This is a genomic window from Capnocytophaga canis (assembly GCF_043187445.1).
GTDB lineage: Bacteria > Bacteroidota > Bacteroidia > Flavobacteriales > Flavobacteriaceae > Capnocytophaga > Capnocytophaga canis.
The window spans coordinates 179,202-201,391 of sequence record NZ_CP171121.1 but is presented as its reverse complement, the minus strand read 5'-3'; the positions used below and the strand labels follow the sequence as shown (position 1 = coordinate 201,391).

General features: G+C 34.4%; 22 protein-coding genes and 1 tRNA gene. 7 read left to right on the top strand and 16 right to left on the bottom strand.

Going from position 1 to position 22,190, the window contains the following annotated elements; translation table 11 throughout:
* From ACF3OB_RS00875 to ACF3OB_RS00835, 9 genes are all read right to left on the bottom strand, one after another.
* Positions 1–663 (bottom strand): TrmH family RNA methyltransferase, encoded by a 663-nt coding sequence (locus ACF3OB_RS00875; RefSeq protein ID WP_392447928.1) that lies wholly within the window; start codon positions 661–663, stop codon positions 1–3.
* Positions 664–802: 139 nt separating this feature from the next.
* A complete protein-coding gene (locus tag ACF3OB_RS00870) occupies positions 803–1,894 on the bottom strand; it encodes a BF3164 family lipoprotein (protein WP_172919752.1) in 1,092 nt (363 codons plus the stop codon).
* A gap of 125 nt (positions 1,895–2,019) precedes the next feature.
* The gene (locus ACF3OB_RS00865; RefSeq protein WP_095912624.1) at positions 2,020–2,583 is read right to left on the bottom strand and encodes a phosphatase PAP2 family protein; all 564 of its coding nucleotides are present in this window, start codon (positions 2,581–2,583) and stop codon (positions 2,020–2,022) included.
* A 66-nt stretch (positions 2,584–2,649) separates the two neighbouring features.
* A complete protein-coding gene (locus ACF3OB_RS00860; RefSeq protein WP_095894387.1) occupies positions 2,650–3,234 on the bottom strand; it encodes a Uma2 family endonuclease in 585 nt (194 codons plus the stop codon).
* Positions 3,235–3,251: 17 nt separating this feature from the next.
* On the bottom strand, positions 3,252–3,836 hold the full coding sequence (locus tag ACF3OB_RS00855) for a Uma2 family endonuclease (RefSeq protein ID WP_392447927.1): 585 nt from the start codon (positions 3,834–3,836) through the stop codon (positions 3,252–3,254).
* A gap of 17 nt (positions 3,837–3,853) precedes the next feature.
* Positions 3,854–4,438 carry a Uma2 family endonuclease gene (locus ACF3OB_RS00850; protein WP_392447926.1) on the bottom strand — a complete coding sequence of 195 codons (585 nt, stop codon included), beginning with the start codon at positions 4,436–4,438 and terminating at the stop codon, positions 3,854–3,856.
* Between the two features lie 37 nt (positions 4,439–4,475).
* Positions 4,476–4,706: a hypothetical protein gene (locus ACF3OB_RS00845; protein WP_042007003.1), complete on the bottom strand. Its 231-nt coding sequence runs from the start codon at positions 4,704–4,706 to the stop codon at positions 4,476–4,478.
* 71 nt (positions 4,707–4,777) lie between these two features.
* On the bottom strand, positions 4,778–6,310 hold the full coding sequence (gene eptA, locus ACF3OB_RS00840) for a phosphoethanolamine--lipid A transferase EptA (RefSeq protein ID WP_392447925.1): 1,533 nt from the start codon (positions 6,308–6,310) through the stop codon (positions 4,778–4,780).
* Positions 6,288–7,124, bottom strand: a complete 837-nt coding sequence (locus tag ACF3OB_RS00835; RefSeq protein WP_042346421.1) for a phosphatase PAP2 family protein — start codon at positions 7,122–7,124, stop codon at positions 6,288–6,290. The genes eptA and ACF3OB_RS00835 overlap by 23 nt, the downstream gene beginning before the upstream one ends.
* 287 nt (positions 7,125–7,411) lie before the next feature.
* Between ACF3OB_RS00835 and ACF3OB_RS00830 the strand changes: the two genes are divergently transcribed.
* The 5 genes from ACF3OB_RS00830 (at position 7,412) to ACF3OB_RS00810 (ending at position 12,016) form a co-directional block, all read left to right on the top strand.
* Positions 7,412–8,596, top strand: coding sequence for an alanine dehydrogenase (locus tag ACF3OB_RS00830; RefSeq protein ID WP_042007019.1), 1,185 nt, complete (start codon positions 7,412–7,414; stop codon positions 8,594–8,596).
* Positions 8,597–8,599: 3 nt separating this feature from the next.
* The gene (locus tag ACF3OB_RS00825) at positions 8,600–8,953 is read left to right on the top strand and encodes a DUF4258 domain-containing protein (RefSeq protein WP_172914313.1); all 354 of its coding nucleotides are present in this window, start codon (positions 8,600–8,602) and stop codon (positions 8,951–8,953) included.
* Positions 8,943–9,599, top strand: a complete 657-nt coding sequence (locus ACF3OB_RS00820; RefSeq protein WP_392447923.1) for a DUF937 domain-containing protein — start codon at positions 8,943–8,945, stop codon at positions 9,597–9,599. Before ACF3OB_RS00825 ends, ACF3OB_RS00820 begins: the two co-directional genes overlap by 11 nt.
* Before the next feature lie 140 nt (positions 9,600–9,739).
* The gene (locus ACF3OB_RS00815; RefSeq protein ID WP_392447921.1) at positions 9,740–10,168 is read left to right on the top strand and encodes a nucleoside deaminase; all 429 of its coding nucleotides are present in this window, start codon (positions 9,740–9,742) and stop codon (positions 10,166–10,168) included.
* Positions 10,169–10,171: 3 nt separating this feature from the next.
* Complete coding sequence (locus ACF3OB_RS00810) at positions 10,172–12,016, top strand: hypothetical protein (protein WP_392447919.1); 1,845 nt, start codon at positions 10,172–10,174, stop codon at positions 12,014–12,016.
* A gap of 58 nt (positions 12,017–12,074) precedes the next feature.
* On the opposite strand, the gene ACF3OB_RS00805 is transcribed toward ACF3OB_RS00810, so the two are convergent.
* The 6 genes from ACF3OB_RS00805 to ACF3OB_RS00780 all read right to left on the bottom strand — a co-directional run bounded on the left by ACF3OB_RS00805 (position 12,075) and on the right by ACF3OB_RS00780 (position 17,930).
* Positions 12,075–12,545, bottom strand: coding sequence for a DUF6495 family protein (locus tag ACF3OB_RS00805; protein WP_392447917.1), 471 nt, complete (start codon positions 12,543–12,545; stop codon positions 12,075–12,077).
* Positions 12,546–12,598: 53 nt separating this feature from the next.
* The gene (gene nadD / locus ACF3OB_RS00800) at positions 12,599–13,186 is read right to left on the bottom strand and encodes a nicotinate (nicotinamide) nucleotide adenylyltransferase (protein ID WP_042006987.1); all 588 of its coding nucleotides are present in this window, start codon (positions 13,184–13,186) and stop codon (positions 12,599–12,601) included.
* An 8-nt stretch (positions 13,187–13,194) separates the two neighbouring features.
* On the bottom strand, positions 13,195–13,704 hold the full coding sequence (locus tag ACF3OB_RS00795) for a hypothetical protein (protein WP_042006985.1): 510 nt from the start codon (positions 13,702–13,704) through the stop codon (positions 13,195–13,197).
* 20 nt (positions 13,705–13,724) lie between these two features.
* Entirely contained in the window at positions 13,725–14,357 is a 633-nt protein-coding gene (locus ACF3OB_RS00790; RefSeq protein ID WP_172914314.1) for a 7-carboxy-7-deazaguanine synthase QueE, read from the bottom strand.
* A gap of 64 nt (positions 14,358–14,421) precedes the next feature.
* Positions 14,422–15,840 (bottom strand): SPOR domain-containing protein, encoded by a 1,419-nt coding sequence (locus ACF3OB_RS00785; RefSeq protein ID WP_095912633.1) that lies wholly within the window; start codon positions 15,838–15,840, stop codon positions 14,422–14,424.
* Between the two features lie 374 nt (positions 15,841–16,214).
* A complete protein-coding gene (locus ACF3OB_RS00780; RefSeq protein ID WP_095894394.1) occupies positions 16,215–17,930 on the bottom strand; it encodes a phospho-sugar mutase in 1,716 nt (571 codons plus the stop codon).
* 623 nt (positions 17,931–18,553) lie between these two features.
* Here ACF3OB_RS00780 and ACF3OB_RS00775 point away from each other — a divergent pair.
* Positions 18,554–18,627, top strand: a tRNA-Arg gene (locus ACF3OB_RS00775).
* Between the two features lie 338 nt (positions 18,628–18,965).
* The gene (gene lon, locus ACF3OB_RS00770; RefSeq protein ID WP_095894530.1) at positions 18,966–21,407 is read left to right on the top strand and encodes an endopeptidase La; all 2,442 of its coding nucleotides are present in this window, start codon (positions 18,966–18,968) and stop codon (positions 21,405–21,407) included.
* A gap of 98 nt (positions 21,408–21,505) precedes the next feature.
* Here lon and trmD read toward each other — a convergent pair whose 3' ends face one another.
* Entirely contained in the window at positions 21,506–22,189 is a 684-nt protein-coding gene (gene trmD / locus ACF3OB_RS00765; protein WP_392447915.1) for a tRNA (guanosine(37)-N1)-methyltransferase TrmD, read from the bottom strand.
* Position 22,190 lies beyond the last annotated feature (1 nt).

Sequence of the window (22,190 nt, the reverse complement as noted above, 5' to 3'; positions counted from 1 at the left end):
CTACTCGACATATTTTTCATTAAACCGCTGTAGTACAGCTTCTACACTGCGAATTGATTTTTTTGTCCAATCAATGCGAATGCATGTTTTTTCTTCTTCTGTAAGTTGCCATGAAACATCTGATTTTCTGAGTTTTTCAGTCAGTTGCTGCAAAATAATGGCTACACAAACCGAAATGTTTAAACTTTCAGTAAAACCTACCATTGGAATTTTTAGGTAAGTATCCGCTTGATTCAAAACTTCTTTTGAAAGACCACTTTTTTCTGTTCCGAAAAAGAAAGCACTTTTTTGGGTAATGTCAAAATCATTTAGCAAATAAGCATCTTCATGCGGAGTTGTAGCTACAATTTGGTAGCCTTTTCCACGGAGCGTATCCATACACTCTTGGGTAGATTCGTAACGAAATGTATCCACCCATTTTTGAGCTCCCATAGCGATTTTGGCATCTAATCGCTTCCCAAAGTGCTGTTCAATCAAATGAGCTTGTTGCACACCAAACACTTCGCAACTGCGAATCACGGCACTGGTGTTGTGCATTTGAAAAACATCCTCAACGGCAACCGTAAAATGATTAGTCCTTAGCGATAGAATTTCGGTAAAGCGTTCTTTGCGTGAGTCCGTAATGAAATTTTCTAAATATGTCAAAAGTGTATTCTGATTCATTGCATTTTATGGATTAAAGAAACTTCATTTTTTTGAATTTTCTGTGTTATATATAAAATAAACTTGCCCTCCAAAAGAAATAACACTATGCTTGTGAACATGTTCTTTTAGAGGGCGAAGTTACGAAAAAATAATTTGTTTATTTCATTTCAGATAGTATATGAGTTATGTCATAAACAAACATTTCATCGGAAAGAGAATCAAGCGTGTACAATTTGTTATTTGTGAAATCAATATCAAAAGAAGTAGCTAAATGATCTAATTTCAGTTCAATCAAAGGATTTCCTTCCCAATCGAACAAGAAGATGGTTGGTAAATTTTCACGATTCGTTTGATAGTTTTTCTCCTTTTCGTTTATGAACATAACTCCAAAAAAATTTTTAAATGAGCGAACATCACAAAATGTATACATCCGATTCCATCTGAATGTATTTTGAATACTTGTAATGCTATTCATCTCTTTACCCAAACATATTGTTTTTGCTATAGTATCATTTTGTAGCGAGTACATATTTATGTAGTTAAGTCCTAAAGGCATTTCTACTAAAATATCTTTTTCATGATCGTATTTAACAAGCGTTGATAATATGTTCGTATCCTCGCCTCTTCTTACGTGAGCTTCATTGAGTTTTGCCAATGGAGGAGGTATTCTTTTGTTGTTTTGGCGGAACATAAATCGCTCTTGTGAAGTAGCTTCGTTATTCAGTATTTTACAAAAGAAATGAGTTTCATCAAGCATTTGAACATTGAACAGCGATTGGGGTAAATCCAATTCGGAAATAATCAATTCTTCCGTTTTATTTGCCAATACCTGAGAAATATTTAACTTACAGAGCTTTCCTCTATTAAAATCATAAATGTGAGCTATCCATTCATTATTTTGATTTGATATCCAAGTCTGCGTACAAAGGTTAGGAGCCATAGGAAAATCATTAGGTCCTTGTCCTTTTTTCAAAAATGCTCCCAAAACTTTTTGTTTAGGCAATGAGACCAATTTCCATAAGGCATCACTGTCATTGGTTGATAAAAACAATAAGCTATCTACAATACGAAATCTATTGACTCCCAAAACTCCAAAATCAACCATTTTTTCTTTGATAAGAGACCGTGATTTGGGAAAGTTTTCAACATATTGAACTTCATCAAATGACATATATTCATTAGATAGCGTTTTCTCTTTACAAGAAATTAAGGAGAAGAAACATAAGTATAAATATATAATTTTTCTCATGGTTAAATCTATTATTGTGTTTAATTATAAATCGCTGAATACCATCAATTAATCCATAATGTTATTTACAACGCGACTAATTATTTCTTTAAACCCTTCGTACATAACCTTTTAGAATTTTGATATTACATTGTTTTATGTTTATACCTATCAGCCATAATTAGATAAAACACAAACCCTAACAATCCGCCTATGATAAAGCCCGTAAGCACATCACCAGGAAAGTGAACTCCTAAATAAATTCGGCTGTAACCCACTAAAAATGACCACAAAAGCAACACAAGAAATAGCCATTTTATTTTCTTACGGAATAATCTACCAAAAAAGACAGCTACTGCCATTGAACTAGCTGCATGAGCCGAAAAATAGCCGTATTTACCACCACAAATAATCAAACGCATTTGGGAAATTAGACTTTCGTCATGACACGGACGCAATCGCTCAAAACCGTATTTAAAAACATTCGCCAATTGGTCGGTAGCAACAATCATCAGGGCAACACAAACTAATATTACGATAGTTTTCTTCCACTTAAAGTACTTGAAACAGAAAAAAAGCAACAAAACATACAAAGGTAAAGCAGAAAATTTATGACTTATAAAGAGCCAAAAAATATCCCAATGCTCTGAACCTAAGCCATTAAGGTAAAGGAATAACTCTTTATCTTTTTCTATAATATATTCAAACATAATGGATTGTTATCTTAGGCTTCAATATTGATTTTATCTGTTAGTATATATTCCCTATAAAAAATATTAAAAAATATCCGAGGTGTGGATTTTCAACTCAGGAAATTTAACCGATGTAATATATTCATCTACAACGGGTTTCAAAATTCTGTACTTTCCATCTTCCAAAACATTCACTAAAATATTTTCGTCCGTTGGGTTTACAATCCAATATTCTTCCACACCCGATTCTTGGTAAAGCTCAAACTTGTTTTTCATTTCTTTTTTCGAATTTCCCGGCGAAAGAATTTCGATAATAAGGTCAGGAGCTCCAATACAGCCACGCTCATCCAACTTGCTTTCATCACAAATTACACATAAATCAGGTTGAACTACCGTGTGAATATTATCACCTTTTTCGTCCTTTTTAGGCAAACGTACATCAAACGGAGCTGAAAACAATTGACATTTTTTATTTTTAAAATAGATATGAAATTCTCCATGTAATGCTGAAGAAACTTTCTGATGTTTCAAACTGGGTGCAGGTGACATCTTGAAAATCTTTCCTTTGAGAAGCTCCACACGCTCTTCAAACCTCCAAAGAAGATAGTCTGCGTATGTATACACACCGTTTACTAAATCTAACTGATTGATATTATTAATAGTAGCCATAAGGATTATTCTTTATGTTAAAAAATATCCGAGGTGTGGATTTTCAACTTAGGAAATTTAACCGATGTAATATATTCATCTACAACGGGTTTCAAAATTCTGTATTTTCCATCTTCCAAAACATTCACTAAAATATTTTCGTCCGTTGGGTTTACAATCCAATATTCTTCCACACCCGATTCTTGGTAAAGCTCAAACTTGTTTTTCATTTCTTTTTTCGAATTTCCGGGCGAAAGAATTTCGATAATAAGGTCAGGAGCTCCAATACAGCCACGTTCATCCAATTTGCTTTCATCACAAATTATACATAAATCAGGTTGAACTACCGTGTGAATATTATCACCTTTTTCTTCCTTTTTAGGCAAGCGTACATCAAACGGAGCTACAAAAAGTTGACATTTCTGATTTTTGAAATAATTCCCTAGAAATAAGGTTATATTTAGAGAAATTCGTTGATGTTTCAAACTGGGTGCAGGTGACATCTTGAAAATCTTTCCTTTGAGAAGCTCCACACGCTCTTCAAATTTCCAAAGAAGATAGTCTGCGTATGTATATACACCGTTTACTAAATCTAACTGATTGATATTATTAATAGTAGCCATAAGGATTATTCTTTATGTTAAAAAATATCCGAGGTGTGGATTTTCAACTCAGGAAATTTAACCGATGTAATATATTCATCTACAACGGGTTTCAAAATTCTGTACTTTCCATCTTCCAAAACATTCACTAAAATATTTTCGTCCGTTGGGTTTACAATCCAATATTCTTCCACACCCGATTCTTGGTAAAGTTCAAATTTGTTTTTCATTTCTTTTTTCGAATTTCCGGGCGAAAGAATTTCGATAATAAGGTCAGGAGCTCCAATACAGCCACGTTCATCCAATTTGCTTTCATCACAAATTATACATAAATCAGGTTGAACTACCGTGTGAATATTATCACCTTTTTCTTCCTTTTTAGGCAAACGTACATCAAACGGAGCTGAAAACAATTGACATTTCTTTCCTCTGAGAAATTGCCATAGTAATCCACTCAAATTCATAGAAATTTTCTGATGTTTCAAACTTGGTGCAGGTGACATCTTGAAAATCTTTCCTTTGAGAAGCTCCACACGCTCTTCAAATTTCCAAAGAAGGTAGTCAGCATAAGTGTAAACACCATTTTCTACATCTAATTGATTGATATTTAGTACATTTTTCATAATTAAGGATTTCTAGTTAATAAAATTTAAAGCAGAATTACCCCTCGTATCGGTCAATTTCACGCTCGTAAAATTCATATGACTGCTGAATAAGGTTTTCAGCCTCTATTTCAAGTTCCTTAGTGTCTTCTTCATCGAAATCTTCCAACCATTCAACCTCATCGGTTTCTAAATTAAGTACAAAGCGAGGGTATTCGGTGTGGATGACGAAAATAGCATCTGGAAAATCACTATTGTCACCTAATAAAAATTTGGGAAAGTTACTCATTTTTCTGTGTTTTAAATTTATTTGTAATTATTTAGAGCAAATATACAACTTTTTTATCTTTTAGTTTATTGCTAATCGCCAAAAATGCTCAATTCTTCGTTATAGATAGGACTCTCTACATCCAAAAATTTCAAAACGCTGTGGAACACATGGTGTTGTGTAACGTCTTTAAGGGATTTTATAGACTTAGAATCTGCTGATTTCCAGACAATAAAAGGGATTTCATATTGTTCTTTTGGAGCAATACTCATCGGTAACCCATGCATATACAGATTTTTTTCTCCTAAGGATTCGCCATGATCTGAAACGTAGAGCAAGGCAGTTTTGTAATCCTCCAATTCTTTCAAATCTCCGATTATTTTGTGCAACATGTAATCCGTGTAAACAATCGTATTGTCATAAGCGTTTATGAGTTCCTCATGAGAGCAATTCCCTAACTCCACGCTATTACATACGGGTTTAAATACCTCAAATTCAGCAGGATATTTTTTATTATATGTAGGTCCATGACTGGTAGAAGTATGTAAAATAATTAATATTTTATCCTTATCACTTTTCGAAATCTGTTCTTTTAACCCTGATAAAAGCACCTCGTCATAATCACAATTTTTCTCTTCACAATTTTGACGTAATGCACTTCCTGTGAAGTACTTATCAATATGAACAGGAGGCTCACCAGAATTGGTCGTTCTCCAAACCACCTCAACACCACTACGATTTAGATAGTTTGGCAAAATTTCATATAAATCTCCTGTATCCTGATGCTCTAAAATGCATTTTACAGCGGCAGTGGTATAAGTTGCACACGAATTAGCGCTAAAATGGAAAACATTTTCTGTTTTTGAAAGCAACGGATTCGTGTTTTTTTTGTAACCATAAAGCGAAAAATTTTCACTACGAGCCGACTCCCCAATGACCAACACCATCACCGATTTTTCCTTATTTTTTATCGTAGCATCGGGTAGCAAAATCTCTTGCCTATTTTCTTGTGCTTTGTGAACGTAGTAAAGAATCGTATTCACCGAATATGACCATGGCATGGCTAATCCTCCCAAATATTTTGAATTTTTGTCAATCCAAAGAATATTTTTTGTATTTATGACTACTAAAATTAAAATAACCAATAAAATAGCTCCTAAATTTTTAAAGAATTTTTTTACAGAAGGATATGTAACTCTTACTTTTAAAATATAAATACTTGGAATAATCCCCAAAACGAGTAGATACAAAATTAACTTCACAGAAAAAAAGCTACTTGACTCTTCGTAATCGGTATTCAATAGATTACCAATCATACTTTCATCAACAATAATACTATATGTATTGATAAAATACACAGCTATTGCACTTAGAATGAAGGTGATAGCTAACAAAAACTTACCTATAGCTCGAAGTAAAAACAAAATCAGGTAAAAAGCAAAGAAATTAGCTACTACCATCAGTATAAACAAACTAATAACAAGTAAAATTCCATTAAAACTATGGTAATCAATATTTTGAAAAACAAAACTGAAGAATCCGTAATGGAAGAAAATAAAGTTTAAAATGCTGATAATTAGCACAAAACGATATAAAGTAATATTATTTATTAATTTTTTTAACATATGCTTTTATGATAGTGTATAGTGAAACAATTAAACTAGATAAAGAAAGGTAATATACAAAAATATTTTCTTCTAAAATTCTGTAAATCAAAAATATAACGGAACCTAAGAATAGCACCATAAAAATAGGTAAGTATTTTTTATTGGAAATCCATGTCCATGCGTTATATTTTTGGTTAATAAGAATTCCCAAAAAAGCTGATATAGAACCTATTGCACATCCTGAAATCACATCCAGCGGATGATGAGCTCCCACGCCTACACGAGTGAAAGCTAAAATGAGTCCCAAAAAAACAAGTATAACAATATATAAAACCTTTTTAATCAATGATTTAGGTAAAAAAGCAATCAACAGTACACATAACGTTGTAAAAACGGTTATCGAATGACCTGACGGAAAACTTGAAAATCCGACTGCTTTTTCTCCAACAATCGTAAAGGAATCTATAGGATGTATGGTAGCAGGACGAGGAACATCAAAAAATTCCTTTAAACCCCTTGAAAAAAAGAGCGATAGCAACGAAGCAGATAGCAGATTTTCCCATATCTTCGGAGTATAAAAAAAGAAAACCGAAAGCATACACAACACGATGAAAGCATCTCCAAATTGGGTTAAATTATATTGTAAATAAGGAAATTGCGACAATTTTTCATTCAAATAAAAAAAACATTCTTGTTGAATAAAAACGTATTTTTCAGGTTCTAAAGCGTTGTTTACAAACAAAAAGCAGAAAACACTCGCCATCACTAATAATGGAAAAATTAAGAAATAAGGTTTCACTTTTTCAAAATTAGCTGTAATAGTCTGATTCATTGTTAATTTTTAAATAAATAATATTTTTTAGTTATTCTTTTGGTAATCTAAAAATAATTTACATCTCTTTTTTGTCATATTTTCCATTCGTTAACGGTAAAATCCTTTGAATTAGTACCCTCTACGAAGCATCCCAATGACGTATTTAGACGTGAATTTTTCGACTTTTGCAAATATACATAAAAATATGAAAATCAAAATTCATATCTATCCAAAAAAATAGTTTTTGTTATTAACGGTTTTCTATTTATATTTGTACCCTCGAAAGAGTAAAGATTATGTCTTCAATATCCACATTTTCAAAGTTTTTACCTCAAGAGGAGTGTTTAGCTGTGTCAAATCAACAAGTGTCGCTAAAAATAGGTTTACCTAAGGAGCATACCTTTCAAGAGCGACGTATTTGTTTGGCTCCTGACGATGTTGCCGTTTTGGTAGCAAATGGTCATCAAATCCTAATAGAAACGGGAGCAGGGGAGGAGGCAAATTTTTCTGACCGCGATTATAGCGAAGCAGGAGCTCAGATTGTTTATGACTCTGAACAGGTGTTGTCATGTCCGATTGTTTTAAAGGTTGAACCTCCTACAAAAGCTGAAATTGAGCATTTGAAACCCAAATCTGTACTTCTTTCTGCCTTACAGATAAAAACCCAAGACAAAGACTATTTCACATCTTTAGCTAAGAAACAAATAACTGCGTTGGCATTTGAATACATTCAAGATGATGAATATAATCACCCTGTAGTTCAGTCGATTAGTGAAATTATAGGAGTGGCATCCGTATTAGTAGCATCTGAACTTATCGGAAATACATCTTATGGAGGAGGAGGTATTCTTTTTGGAAATATTACTGGAGTTCCCCCCATTGAAGTCGTTTTCCTTGGAGCTAATGAAGTTACTCAAGCTGCAGTGAAGTCTGCCATTGGATTAGGAGCCAAAGTGAAAGTTTTTGATAATTCTTTAGCTAATTTGCGAAAACTGAAACAGGCCGTGAATGAAAATGTTTTTACCTCAACCTTGCAGCCTAAGGTGTTGAAAAAAGCATTGATGAGATGTAACGTGGTTATCGGTGCGATGCGTGGGGAGAATCGCTCTCCTGTGGTAGTGAATGAAGATATGGTAAAAACTATGAAAAGAGGGGCGGTAATCGTAGATGTGAGTATCGACACCGGAGGATGTGTAGAAACCAGTCGAATTACGACATTTGCAGAACCTACATTCATGGAACATAATGTGATACATTATTGTGTTCCGAATATCGCTTCACGATATGCTCGAACAGCATCCTTTTCGTTGAGTAATATTTTAACTCCTTATCTGTTGAAAATAGGCGAGGAGGGAGGCATTGAAAACGTGTTACATATCGATAAGGGATTGAGAAATGGACTCTATTTCTACCATGGAGTATTAACCGATAACACGATTTCACAGTGGTTTGGTATCCCTTATAAACCCATAAATCTTTTATTCATATAAAATATGTCAATTTTAAAACGCTTCGGATATTATTCTATTGGACTTGGAATTGGTATCGTTTTCGTAGCTTTCTTCTTCAAGAAAAAAGATACAGAACCTTTTTGCTATTTTCCCAATTGTAGAGTATTGAAAGACATACGTTCAAAAACAATAGAAGTAGATATCCAAACTTCTCTAACAAAGGATGATTTTATAGAATTATTTACCCATGGAGATGTGCTGTTTTCTAAAAGCGACACCAAAGCGACACCCTGTAAGATATACGTAATTGAAGGAGTAATTGCTGAGAAGGAAATAGAAGTAACTCTGGAAAATTGTTCGGACAAAGTGGTGATAAAAAAAATAAATGATAAATAAATTAAATATGGCAGGAATTTTAGACTTTCTAGACGAAAATAATTTTCAACAAATTGTAAAGGGCGTAAGCAAAGAAACGGGTGTTTCTCCTTCAAAAGCTTCGTCTGTGATTGAAATGGCAACTCCTTTGCTATTGGGAGCAATGCAAAACAAAAGTGATAATGAACAGGCGGCAACAGGTTTGCTCAGTGCTTTAACCAGTGACAAACATAACGGAAATTTATTGAATAACTTAGGAAGTTTGTTTGAAAACAAAGGAGATAATTCCTTAACCAATGAAGGATCAGGTATTTTAGGACATCTTTTAGGTGGTAAAGAATCTACTTTATCCGATGCAATTAGCTCAAAGACAGGAGTTTCCTCATCGAATGTATTACAAATTTTAAAAATTTTAGCTCCTGTGCTGATGAGTTTTATTGCTAAGAAAATGTCAGAAAACAACGTTTCATCGGCAAGTGGATTGGGAGGTTTACTTTCAACATTAACAGGAAATAGTAGTGGTGGAAATCTATTAACCTCATTGTTAGACGCTAACGGAGATGGAAATATTTTAGATGATGTTGTAGGAAAGTTAGGAAATTCCAGCACTTCATCAAAAAACGGAGGCTTAGGCGATGTTTTAGGTGGATTTTTTGGAGGAAAATAAGAAAATCCAACAAATTAGAATAATAAAAAAGTAGTTTGATTTTGTCTTAATGGAAAACAAAATCAAACTATTTTAGTCCTTGGGACAATCCTAAAAATTATACATTTATTTAATATTACTAAGAATCAATACATTAAATTATGGATGATTTTTATTTTATGCGAAGAGCCTTAGAACAGGCAGAGAAAGCTTTCGATAAGAATGAAATTCCTGTAGGAGCAATCATAACTATTCAAGGACAAATTATAGCCCAGGCTCACAATTTGACTGAATTACTCACAGACGTAACGGCACATGCCGAAATGCAAACTATCACGATGGCTTCCAATTACTTAGGAGGTAAATACTTGAAAGATTGTACACTTTATGTGACCTTAGAACCATGTACCATGTGTGCAGGAGCCTTATATTGGAGCCAAATTTCAAAAGTTGTTTTCGGTGCATCCGATCCTAAACGAGGCTTTCAAACAACCGGAGTGAAATTACATCCAAAAACACAAATTATTGGTGGAGTATTGGCCGATGAGTCATCAAAACTATTAGTAGATTTTTTTGAAAAAAGAAGATAATAAATGAAAAAATTATGTCTATATCTATCTCTTTTGCTTGTAGGATTACAAAATGTGACCTCTCAAGTGATTGACTCTTTGGATATGGTACAAATAGATTCATTAAAAACACAAAGAGATGATAAATTCTACAAAGATGCTGGAGAATATCTCAAAAAAAGAAAACTTACACAGAAAATTTACGATTTTTTATTCACAAAGCCTAAGGTAACTACTCCACAAACGGGTAAAGTAACTGATGAAATAAACTTCAAACCATATCAAGGAAAAATTATTCGAAATATTGAAATCATTACCTTAGACCCTTTTGGATATAGCGAAAAAGATTTATCCAAAAAACCAGGAAAAAAATTAGAAATTTATGGTAATTCCTTGCATAATAAAACTAAGCGAGGAACAGTAAAAAAGCAATTGTTGTTTTCAAAAAATGATCGATTGGACTCACTACTGGTACAGGAGTCGGAACGTATTTTACGAGATCAGAACTATATTCGTAGAGTGGTGATTCGTCCAATACCAATAATACCTGTGTCAGATTCTATTGATATTCAGGTAGTTGCTTTAGATAGTTGGACTATGTTTTTCGATTCAGACTGGACAGACAAACGAGGATGGATACGCGTCAGTGAATACAATCTTTTTGGGATAGGACACCAACTATCGTTGACCTATCGTCAGTACTTCAAGAAATTTAGTGAAAATGGAAAAGGTATTTACTACCGAGCTCGAAATATCGAAAACACACACATTGACGGTATCGCTTCCTATTACCAAGATTTGGAAGAGTATTCGGGGCGTTTGGTACTAGATCGTCCCTTATTTTCGCCTTACGCTCGGTGGACAGGTAGAATAGCTTTTTACGAAAATCGGCAAGCAGAACGTATGTTTGTCAATGATTCTTTGTTATATCCTTATATAAAGTATCGAATATATGATACTTATGGAGGCTACGCTATTCCATTGAAAAACAGTGATGATAAAAGTATCCATAGAGCTATTATTTCGGCACGTTACAAGCAAACTAAATTTCTTGAAACTCCAGTAGACTCACTCAATGTAGGAAATTTCTATTCTGACGAAGAGTTATTTTTAAGTAAGTTAAGTTTAAATAGCACCCGTTTTGTACAAGACAGATACATTTTTAGGCATGGTGATATTGAGGATGTTAGCATTGGTCATTCGTTTTTTGGTACTTCGGGGGTATCGAAAAAGGATCTCAATTATTATCCGTATTTAGGAATAGGAGCTTCGTGGGCAAATTATACGGATAAAGGATATTTCTCTATAGATACCGAAGCAGGTGGATTTCTGTCCAATGGTAGAGCTCATCGGGTGGCAATCAAAGGGGAATTAAGCTTTTTTTCAAATTTGTTCACTTTAGGGAATTGGTATTTTCGAGAATTTGCCAAAGCCCAATTTGTGATGGGATTCAATCGTGCTACCCATATTAATGATAAGATAACGATTAACGAAAAAGAAGGAATGAAGGATTTCGATAGTAATATCTATGATGGCACACGTAAGCTATTGTTAGTCTCTCAAACCCAATTGTACAGCCCTTTCCATTGGTATGGTTTCCGAATTAGTCCTTTTTTAAATGTAGAATTAGGGATTATCGGTCGTGAGCATACGTCTTTTTTCAACGTAGGGATGTACCCAAAATTTGCTATAGGTTTTTACATTTCCAATGATTATCTTCTTTTTCATAACTTCCAATTTTCCTTCTGTTACTTCCCTGAGATACCCGGAGTGGGAAATAACATCTACGAAATCACCAATTCAAGAAACGATGATTTTAGACTGCCAAGTTTCGGACATAATGCTCCAAGTACGATACTTTTCAAATGATATTGTTTACAGGAATAGGAGTAATCAGTTAACAATCAACTTCAAAAAGCATATTTTTTCAATTCAACATCTCGTTAAGTGAGATAAATAACTGTCCATCAGAAATTTGCATTCCTTGTTGAATAAGGTTAAAAATTTCCATGTTCCGTTCGGTGGTGTATGTCTTTTCTCCTGTAAAGAGTTGAACATCATCTGATAACATATTTTTTTTCAACCATAGGAAACCTTCAGGTTCTGTCAAATCAATATTGCCATCCGACACTTGAACTGAAATCATTTTAGCATTAGTATCCTGAAAATGAAAACAATGGATTGAATTTTTATCTATTCGTTCTAAAAAAGATACTTTTTGTAAGCTTTTTTCCCACACCAAATCACTAAAAATATCTATTTCTTCTTCAGCAATATGTTTTTTCTCTTTTTTAAGTTGCTCCCACTCGTCAGCCGTAATTTGTTGAGTAGCCAAAAACACAGCGAAATCGTGATGCAATGCTTCTAATTGTTCTTTAGTTAATCGAGTGTATTTCATTTATTTATAACTCTTTACATCAATAATTATAACTCCGTAGTTCCATACAAATGCTACCTATAAAATCCCATTTCGTCAATATATTTCCATACTTTAGCATCCAACAGGGGGCGTACATTGCGTTGAGCTTTAATTTCCTCACGAATGAAAGTTGCAGATAGTTCTATAATGGGTGCATCTACATGAATAATATTACCTTGATTTTCAATCTCTTTTGGCACTTCACCTTCTGAAATACGTGGATAAACATATATAGGATAATTCGCTAAAATGTGTTCATAGTTTTTCCATTTATGGAAACTTTTCAGATTGTCTTCTCCCATAATCAAAGCGAAATTTACGGTAGGGTATTTTTCTTCTAAGTAACTGAGAGTGTGTGTAGTATAATTTGGTACAGGCAAATGAAATTCAATGTCAGAGGGTTGTAGCTTTTCGTAACTTTCCACAGCCCGATGTACCATTTCGAGTCGGTCATAATTATTTAATAATGTCCGTTTTTGCTTAAACGGATTTTGAGGTGTAACTACAAACCAAACCTCGCTCAAATCACTATGCTCAACTAAATGATTAGCAATAATGATATGACCAATGTGTATGGGATTGAATGAACCAAAAAATAAGCCTATTTGTCTTTTTTGCATAAAAATAGCTACTTTCGTGTTTGATATACACCAAAAATAAATTCAGAATCTACTACTTTGTTGCCTTCTGCGTTGAGAATTACCAAATCGCTAATCGTGATTTGATGATCATAGCGTTCTACTTGATTTGTCATTGTATTCACTATAGGCTTCGTATCTATGGTAATGGAGCCACCTGTCGCTTCAAACTGAGATTGAACCAAAGGGTTTGCGGGAGGATAATTGGCACAGAAATAATTTGTTGAAACGTTTTCAGAAAAACTTCGATAGTACAACTTATAGTTACTCGCTACTTTCCCTTTAGTGTTATTCTCACTGTTTTTTAGTACCCCTTGAGGTAATTCTAAAATCATAGCTTGTTTGCCGTTGTACTTAAACAAAAACGTAGCCGTAGTGTCAGCAGTACAGGATAGCACTTCATTGTTTTCGAAGGAAATAGTTTCTACTTCCAAATCTCCATCGTTACAAGCAAAAATTAAGGAAGAAACAATTCCAAACAAGTATACGTATTTTCTCATTTTATTCTATAATTTAATAATTATGGGATATTCAAATATTTATGCGTTTGTAAAGATACTTTCCATTTTGGATTTTTCATCACAAAATCAATAATCTCAGGAATTACCTTATCGCGACGACTCCATTCGGGTTGGAGATATAAAATACAATCATCCGATACTTTACTTGCCATTTCTTCAGCGAAAATAAAATCATGACTATTGTAGATAATAATCTTTAGTTCATTTGCTTTCTGATAAATTTCAGAAGTTGGCAAACGTAACTTCTTAGGAGATAAGCATATCCAATCCCAAATACCTGTTAATGAGTGGGAACCAGAAGTTTCGATATGGGTTTTCATTCCTTTTTCTTTTAACTTTTGGGTCAGAGGAAACATATTCCACATCAATGGCTCTCCCCCTGTAACTACAATAGTTTTCGAATACTTAAGTGATTGATTTACGATATCTTCTATGTGTGTTGGTGGATGTTTTTCTGCATCCCAACTTTCTTTTACATCACACCAATGACACCCTACGTCACAGCCTCCCACGCGAATGAAATAAGCCGCCGTTCCTTTGTAGAATCCTTCTCCTTGAATTGTGTAAAATGCTTCCATTAGAGGAAGCATTTCTCCTTTATCAACCGCTTTTTGCGTTTCTTTATCTAACATTCTTCTGATTATTGGGGTGCAAAAATACGAATATAATTGAAAAAGAAATTATCTTAGGTTCATTTTACAAATAATTTTCTACGTCTAAAATCCAAGGATCGGGGATTTTCCCTTCATTCTTAATTTCTTCTACTCGCTTGAGTGCTTGTTCATAGGAATCGTATTTTTCTAAATAAACGTAGTTCAAAACTTGTTCTTTGTAGTGGAACGTATCGGCTTTGTATCCATGACTTTGCATTTCTTGAATACGTTTTTTCACGTTCTTTTGATTTAAAAATACTCCTACCACAATATAGTATCCTTTATTAACATCTTCAGCACTGATTTTGGTCACACGTGTGCTACTATGTAAACGCGTTATAGCATCTGGATTATTTTCGATTTCCAAGGCAGTAAAGAACAAATAATACCTGTCCAAACTTTTGGAATAAGTCAAATCCAGTGAAGAGGCATCATTTGGAATCAATTCTTGATTCACATTAGGAATGTCCATTTTGAAAATGTCAAAACCTAAGGTGTTTTGGCTTGCAGGATTTCTTTCCCTTACAAACTCGTCATTCCATGTAATAGCACTGTTGAAGAAATTCCGTTGTGGGCGAATTTTACTTTCTAAAGTCAATGATTTTCCACTTGCAGGGACTGAGATTGTCACCTGATCACCTCCCATACTGAAGTCACCTTCGAGGGTAATTCCCATGATACGAGTTTGAAATGCATCTTTTGATGGAGTAGTGAATCCACTGAAAGAAAATGTTTTAGGCTCGTTACTGATACTTTCAAATCCATCATAAGTGATTATTTTTTTTATGTTGCTATCCTCATTTTCATAGACTAAAACCAATGCCCAACCTGCAGCAGAGCCTCCTGCAATATGCCCAGTTGCTGCACGTATATTAGCAACCGTATATTCTCCTTCAGATGCAGTATTTGTTAATAAATAACTGATATTCACATAATAAACATAAGGGGAAATTCCTTTTAAAGAGTGTTCCTTAGAACCGTCGTAAATCAACTCTCCTTGCAAATGTACATAATCTTTGCGAGAAGGCGTTTTTATCATCACACTTTGAGAATTTTCGCGAGTACCATCCTTAATCCCGTAGTTGGTGCCTTTGAGAGTTCCTGATGTGTAAGGATAGGTAGCTGTCCAATAAAGTCCTGCGTAAATCACTTTGGCTTTTTGTTTTCCTTCAAACGAAAAACTGGCACTACTGGAAGAAAATGTTGTCGGGTCATCATCCACATCAATGTATTGCATATTCAACTCATCATTGAGTTTTGCTCCACGACTGCGATCATCAAAAGGAATATTAGAATTGTTACGACGATCTTCTCGATTGACGATGTTGTTCCCTATGATTTTAATATCTCCTTTAACAAAAGCCTCATAACGGATTTTAAATTCCGTCTTTATACTTTGTGCCTTTATTGAGAAGCATAGAAAATAAAATATAATACAAATTATATACGTAATATGTTTCATTTCGTTGAAATTGTTTTTGAATTGTCTTTTGTGTTAAAAACAAAAGACAGTGTAGAGCAAATATACAATAAAAAAATGAATATATTATCCTTAGTAAACTAATTTTATGTTAAAAAGAATTTTTTGTCTTTATAAGAAATGTACATATCTTAAAATGAACATTTTAACTTTAAACAATGTTTGAGAATACAGCCTTATGCCAATTCTATTTTCGATAAAAGTTCTATTATCAGAAGTATATGGAAAGAAAAATTTTTTAGGTATTAATCCTATTAGTATTAGAATTTACCATCAAAAATAATTAGAGAAGGAGAGAAGTAATGATTAAAAAAAGTAGAGACGCTATAGGATGCGTCTCTACCAAAATTAAAGGTTTATCCTTCTAATTTCATGTCTTTTACGATATTTTTAATTCGCTCATCCAAGGTTTTTTCAACCTTTTTGAAGTTTTCAATACTGTCTAAAGGTGTATTTACGCTAAAATAGAACTTAATTTTAGGCTCTGTTCCACTCGGACGTGCAGCTATTTTCGTTCCTTTTTCTGTGTAGTATATTAATACATTCGATTTTGGAATATCAATATCTTCCACCTCACCCGTTAAAAGATTATGTGCTTTGGAGGTCTGGTAGTCTTCTACCATTGTTACCTTTTCATTATAAATTTCTTTCAATGGATTTTGACGCAGATCTTTCATCATCTGGCTAATTTCTTCGGAACCTGAAATGCCTTTTTTCACTAAAGAAATCAAATACTCTTTGTAGAAACCATAATCCACATAGGCTCGTACCAATTCTTTATAGAATGAACTTCCTGAGGCTTTGGCTGTTGCCGCGATTTCGCAGGCTAACAATGTGGCTGTTACTGCATCTTTATCACGTACAAAATCACCAACCATATATCCAAAACTTTCCTCACCACCACCAACGAAGGTTTGTTCTGGAAAGTCTTTTATCATCTTAGCAATCCATTTGAAACCTGTCAAACCAACTTTGCATTCAACCCCAAATGCAGTAGCAATATCATTCATCATTGGTGTAGAAACAATAGTTGAGCCTATAAACTCATTACCTTTAAATCCTTTTTCTTTATGTTTTTGAAGTAGGAACAAAGTCATCATAACCATTGTTTGATTTCCGTTGAGTAGAGTCATTTTTCCGTCCAAATCACGTACGGCAACTCCTACACGGTCACAGTCAGGATCAGTTCCTATAACGATATCGGCACCTAATTCTTCAGCCTTTTTCAAAGCCATTGTCAAAGCTTCTGGCTCTTCAGGATTGGGTGATTTTACGGTAGGGAAATTCCCGTCAGGAGTAGCTTGTTCCTCAACAATATGCACATTGGTGTATCCGGCTCTTTTCAATACTTCAGGAACCATAGTAATCGAAGTTCCATGCAAGGAAGTGAACACCACTTTAAGATTTTCTTTCTGCGGAGCATTAAAACTTCCATTTTTGATAGAAGCTTCGGCAAAAGCGTTATCTAATTCAGAATCAATCCATTGTAATAAATTTTCATTAGCATTGAAATTAATATCTTTAAAATCAATGGTATCGATAGATTTCATAATTTCACCATCTTGCGGAGGAACCAACTGCCCACCATCTTGCCAATAAACCTTGTAACCGTTGTATTCAGGAGGGTTGTGCGAAGCCGTCAAAACAATACCGCATTGACACCCCAGATGACGTACGGCAAACGAAAGCTCAGGAGTTGGGCGTAAGTCCGAAAATAAAAACACTTTAATTCCATTAGCCGTAAACACGTCAGCTACCACCTTCGCTAAGTTTTTTGAATTATTACGACAATCATGAGCTATTGCCACTTTGATTTCACCGTTAGGGAATGATTTTTTAAGGTAGTTACTAAGTCCTTGTGTGTTTTTCCCAAGGGTATATTTATTAATTCGGTTCGTTCCGATACCCATAATACCACGCATTCCTCCCGTTCCAAATTCTAAATTTTTATAGAACGATTCCTTCAATTCATCTAAATTTCCGTCTAAGAGTTCTTGTACTTTTTTACGCGTTTCTGCATCGAAAGCATCTGAAAGCCAAGTTTTTGCTGTTTCAATACTTTTTTCTAACATAAAATGTAAATATTTTTTAAAATGTGATTTTTTTTAGATATTTAAGTCAAGCAAAGGTAATAAATTATTTAGTATATTCCTTAAAAATCAAAATATTTTTTGCATTTGCTTTAGAGAATTTTTATAAACAACAACACAACTTGTATTCAGGAAAGCCCCTATAATCTCTATAATTCACTTGTTCACTCAATGAGATTGTTTATAAATAGAAGATAATTCATTTTTTGAGTTCATTATTTCATTCATTGTTCTTTTCCTTAAATGAAAAATAACCAAAAGTGCGAGCCACACGGGCATTAAAAAATAATCAATCGGCTTCCGACAAATTTTCCAAACTTGCTTCCCGCGGTCGATTCGAACAGTGGAAAATTTTCACGCTTTATTCACTGATTTTCTTAATGCCAAATCTCCAATGTCAATAAAAAGCGGTCAAAATACTGAAAAATCAGTGTTGAATCATTGAAAATATACGCAATTAAGTACTGAGCTTAAAACTTTTTTAATAAAGTTCTCATAAACAGTTGTTTGAGTTATCTACTAAAAATATTTTGAAAAAAAAAAGATAAAAAATTTGGAAGTTTAAAAAAAACACGTAATTTTGCACCCGAATTAATAACAACTGCGGCCTCGTAGCTCAACTGAATAGAGCACTTGATTACGGCTCAAGAGGTTTCAGGTTTGAATCCTGACGAGGTCACCGAGCATTTTTGCAGAAAAAAAGAAACACCGTATGAATCAGAATGGTTTATCGGTGTTTTTTGTTTCTATTTCGCACCAAAATACAAAACATAGTTTTACCTACCATTGTCTACTTCCTCTTTGTAGTATGATTCAATTTTTTAGGGAGTCTTTAATGTGTTTACATGTCTTTGCTACATTTTGTGGCACAACAATTGTTGTACTACCATCAGTTGTTCCTTTGACTAAGGTGTAACTATTTTATTTATAGTATTATATATTATTTTTGAATCATATTTTTTTGTCGGAAGAATATAAATTCACGACAAAATGACATATTATATACCATTTATGAAAATGAAATTAAGCAATTTTGACAGTTTTTCATCTGAAACCATCGATACAGATGCAGAGTTTATTCCTCTATTAACAGCTGAAGATGAAGAAGAAATACAAAAGGAATCCTTACCTACCGTTTTACCGATTCTTCCGTTGCGAAATATGGTGCTGTTTCCCGGGGTAGTGATTCCCATCACAGCAGGGCGTGATGCTTCGGTGCGATTGATAAACGATGCTAACGAAGGGTCAAAAACTATTGGAGTTGTGGCTCAAATTGATGAAAATGTCGAAATACCTACGGGAAAAGATATTTATCATTTGGGAACTGTAGCACGTATTCTGAAAGTACTCAAAATGCCCGATGGGAATATTACCATTATCATCCAAGGAAAGAAACGCTTTGAAATTGATACTATTTTGGAGGAAAAACCATATATCACAGCCACTATCAAAGAGGTAGAGGAAACACGTCCTCCAAAAAATGATAAGGAATTTGGCGTAGTTATCGAGTCTATTAAGGATTTGGCTACGCGAATCATACGTGAAAATCCAAATTTACCTTCCGAAGCTACGTTTGCCATAAAAAACATAGAAAGTGGGGCATTTTTAGTGAATTTCGTGTCATCTAACATGAACGCTCTCGTAAAAGAGAAACAAGAAATATTAGAGACAAACGATTTGAAAGATCGTGCGTTGTGTGCGTTAAAATACTTAGATTTGGAACTGCAAAAACTTACACTTCGTAATGATATTCAGTCCAGAGTACGTTTTGATATTGACAAGCAACAACGTGAATATTTCCTACATCAGCAAATAAAAACTATCCAAGAGGAGTTGGGAGGCGTTTCCTATGAAGAGGAAATTGAGGAGATGAAAAAAGTAGCCAAAACTAAAAAATGGGATGATAAAATCAAGGAACATTTTGAGAAAGAATTGGGAAAACTACAACGGATGAACCCTCAAGTAGCCGAGTATTCAGTACAACGAAACTATTTGGATACGTTATTGGAACTGCCTTGGAATGAGTTCTCAAAGGATAATTTTGATTTGAAACGGGCTCAAAAAGTACTTGACCAAGACCATTACGGTTTAGAAGAAGTTAAGCGACGCATTATTGAGCATTTAGCAGTGTTGAAACTTCGTAACGATATGAAATCACCTATTTTGTGTTTTTATGGGCCTCCTGGCGTAGGGAAAACCTCTTTAGGGAAATCAATAGCTAAAGCGTTGAATCGTGAATATGTCCGTATGTCGTTAGGAGGGTTACGTGACGAAGCTGAAATTCGTGGACATCGCAAAACGTACATTGGTGCAATGCCTGGGAGAATTCTCCAGTTATTGAAAAAAGCTAAAACCTCTAACCCTGTATTTGTATTGGACGAAATCGACAAGTTGAGTCATTCGCACAATGGAGATCCTTCTTCTGCTATGTTGGAAGTTCTTGATCCTGAGCAAAATAGTGAATTTTATGACAATTTTTTAGAAGTAGGATATGATCTGTCCAAGGTCATGTTCATAGCTACAGCTAATGAACTTTCAACCATCCAACCAGCACTTCGTGACCGTATGGAAATCATTAATGTAACGGGGTATACCATTGAAGAAAAGGTTGAAATTGCTAAGAAATATTTATTACCCAAGCAACTGGAAGAACATGGACTTAAAAGTCGTGACCTTTCTTTGGGTAAAAAGGAAATTGAACGTGTTGTTGAAGGATATACACGCGAATCCGGAGTACGTGGTTTGGAAAAACAAATAGCTAAGTTGGTGCGTTTTTGTGCCAAGTCGGTTGCCATGGAAGAGCCATATGAGTCAAAATTATCATTGGAGGAAATAACCAAAATCTTAGGCCCTGCTAGAATGGAACGTGACCGTTATGAGGATAATGATATAGCAGGGGTTGTTACGGGGTTAGCATGGACAAGCGTTGGAGGTGATATTTTGTTCATTGAATCGGCATTGTCTAAAGGGAAAGGAACACTCAATATCACGGGGAACTTAGGTACAGTCATGAAGGAATCGGCAACCATTGCATTGGAATATATCAAAGCTAATGCTGAACGATTTGGTATTGAACCTACATTATTTTCTGAGAACAATATCCATATTCACGTTCCTGAAGGAGCAACTCCGAAAGATGGTCCCAGTGCAGGAATCACCATGCTGACCTCGTTGATGTCGCTTTTCACTCAGAAACGAGTAAAAAAACATCTGGCGATGACGGGAGAAATTACCCTACGAGGTAAGGTGCTTCCAGTAGGAGGAATCAAAGAAAAGATTTTGGCAGGAAAGAGAGCAGGTATCAAAGAAATCATACTCTGCAAAGAAAATGAAAAAGATGTGTTGGAAATTCGTGAGGATTATCTGAAAGGACTCACTTTTCATTATGTAACTGAAATGGAAGAAGTTATTAAAATAGCAATTACCAATCAGGATGTGAAAAATAAGAAACAATTTTAGCAATACACAAAAACGCCATTATCGCAACGGTAATGGCGTTTTTAGCTTTATGAAGTAAATTAATATTCTCGATATTTTTTAGAAAAGAGTCCTCCTTTTTAATACTCTTTATTTAACAAATCAGGACGTCTATTTTTGGTGTGTTCATAGGCTTTTTCTTCCCGCCACTGTTCAATTTCAGGGAAATTTCCACTCATCAACACCTCTGGGACATCCCAACCTTTGTAAGAAGCGGGACGCGTATAAACAGGTGGTGCAAGTAAATTATCTTGGAAAGAATCTGTTAAAGCAGAAGTTTCATCGTTCAGAACACCCGGAATCAGGCGGATGATAGCGTCACACAGAACGGCAGCACCCAATTCTCCTCCCGAAAGTACATAATCTCCGATAGAAATTTCTTTCGTAATAAATTGATCTCTAACACGTTGATCAACTCCCTTATAGTGTCCACAAAGAATAATGATATTTTCATAAAGTGATAACCGATTTGCTATCTTTTGATTTAGTGTTTCACCATCAGGAGTCATATAAATGATCTCATCGTACGAACGTTCAGCTTTCAAGGCCGATATGCATTTGTCGATAGGCTCAATCATAAGTACCATTCCAGCTCCGCCACCAAATTGGTAGTCATCTACTTGTTTATAACTCCTTGTGCTGTAATCTCTTAAATTATGGAAATATACCTCAACAAGTCCTTTTTTTACAGCACGTTGCATGATCGAAGCATTAAATGGACTTTCTATCAATTCAGGAATAACTGAAATAATATCAATACGCATT

What these genes read in the sequence shown, in the direction of transcription:
- ACF3OB_RS00875 (WP_392447928.1), bottom strand. Translation starts at nt 663, where the DNA reads ATGAATCAGAATACACTTTTGACATATTTAGAAAATTTCATTACGGAC.
- ACF3OB_RS00870 (WP_172919752.1), bottom strand. Translation starts at nt 1,894, where the DNA reads ATGAGAAAAATTATATATTTATACTTATGTTTCTTCTCCTTAATTTCT.
- ACF3OB_RS00865 (WP_095912624.1), bottom strand. Translation starts at nt 2,583, where the DNA reads ATGTTTGAATATATTATAGAAAAAGATAAAGAGTTATTCCTTTACCTT.
- ACF3OB_RS00860 (WP_095894387.1), bottom strand. Translation starts at nt 3,234, where the DNA reads ATGGCTACTATTAATAATATCAATCAGTTAGATTTAGTAAACGGTGTG.
- ACF3OB_RS00855 (WP_392447927.1), bottom strand. Translation starts at nt 3,836, where the DNA reads ATGGCTACTATTAATAATATCAATCAGTTAGATTTAGTAAACGGTGTA.
- ACF3OB_RS00850 (WP_392447926.1), bottom strand. Translation starts at nt 4,438, where the DNA reads ATGAAAAATGTACTAAATATCAATCAATTAGATGTAGAAAATGGTGTT.
- ACF3OB_RS00845 (WP_042007003.1), bottom strand. Translation starts at nt 4,706, where the DNA reads ATGAGTAACTTTCCCAAATTTTTATTAGGTGACAATAGTGATTTTCCA.
- eptA (WP_392447925.1), bottom strand. Translation starts at nt 6,310, where the DNA reads ATGTTAAAAAAATTAATAAATAATATTACTTTATATCGTTTTGTGCTA.
- ACF3OB_RS00835 (WP_042346421.1), bottom strand. Translation starts at nt 7,124, where the DNA reads ATGAATCAGACTATTACAGCTAATTTTGAAAAAGTGAAACCTTATTTC.
- ACF3OB_RS00825 (WP_172914313.1), top strand. Translation starts at nt 8,600, where the DNA reads ATGTCAATTTTAAAACGCTTCGGATATTATTCTATTGGACTTGGAATT.
- ACF3OB_RS00820 (WP_392447923.1), top strand. Translation starts at nt 8,943, where the DNA reads ATGATAAATAAATTAAATATGGCAGGAATTTTAGACTTTCTAGACGAA.
- ACF3OB_RS00815 (WP_392447921.1), top strand. Translation starts at nt 9,740, where the DNA reads ATGGATGATTTTTATTTTATGCGAAGAGCCTTAGAACAGGCAGAGAAA.
- ACF3OB_RS00810 (WP_392447919.1), top strand. Translation starts at nt 10,172, where the DNA reads ATGAAAAAATTATGTCTATATCTATCTCTTTTGCTTGTAGGATTACAA.
- ACF3OB_RS00805 (WP_392447917.1), bottom strand. Translation starts at nt 12,545, where the DNA reads ATGAAATACACTCGATTAACTAAAGAACAATTAGAAGCATTGCATCAC.
- nadD (WP_042006987.1), bottom strand. Translation starts at nt 13,186, where the DNA reads ATGCAAAAAAGACAAATAGGCTTATTTTTTGGTTCATTCAATCCCATA.
- ACF3OB_RS00795 (WP_042006985.1), bottom strand. Translation starts at nt 13,704, where the DNA reads ATGAGAAAATACGTATACTTGTTTGGAATTGTTTCTTCCTTAATTTTT.
- ACF3OB_RS00790 (WP_172914314.1), bottom strand. Translation starts at nt 14,357, where the DNA reads ATGTTAGATAAAGAAACGCAAAAAGCGGTTGATAAAGGAGAAATGCTT.
- ACF3OB_RS00785 (WP_095912633.1), bottom strand. Translation starts at nt 15,840, where the DNA reads ATGAAACATATTACGTATATAATTTGTATTATATTTTATTTTCTATGC.
- ACF3OB_RS00780 (WP_095894394.1), bottom strand. Translation starts at nt 17,930, where the DNA reads ATGTTAGAAAAAAGTATTGAAACAGCAAAAACTTGGCTTTCAGATGCT.
- lon (WP_095894530.1), top strand. Translation starts at nt 18,966, where the DNA reads ATGAAATTAAGCAATTTTGACAGTTTTTCATCTGAAACCATCGATACA.
- trmD (WP_392447915.1), bottom strand. Translation starts at nt 22,189, where the DNA reads ATGCGTATTGATATTATTTCAGTTATTCCTGAATTGATAGAAAGTCCA.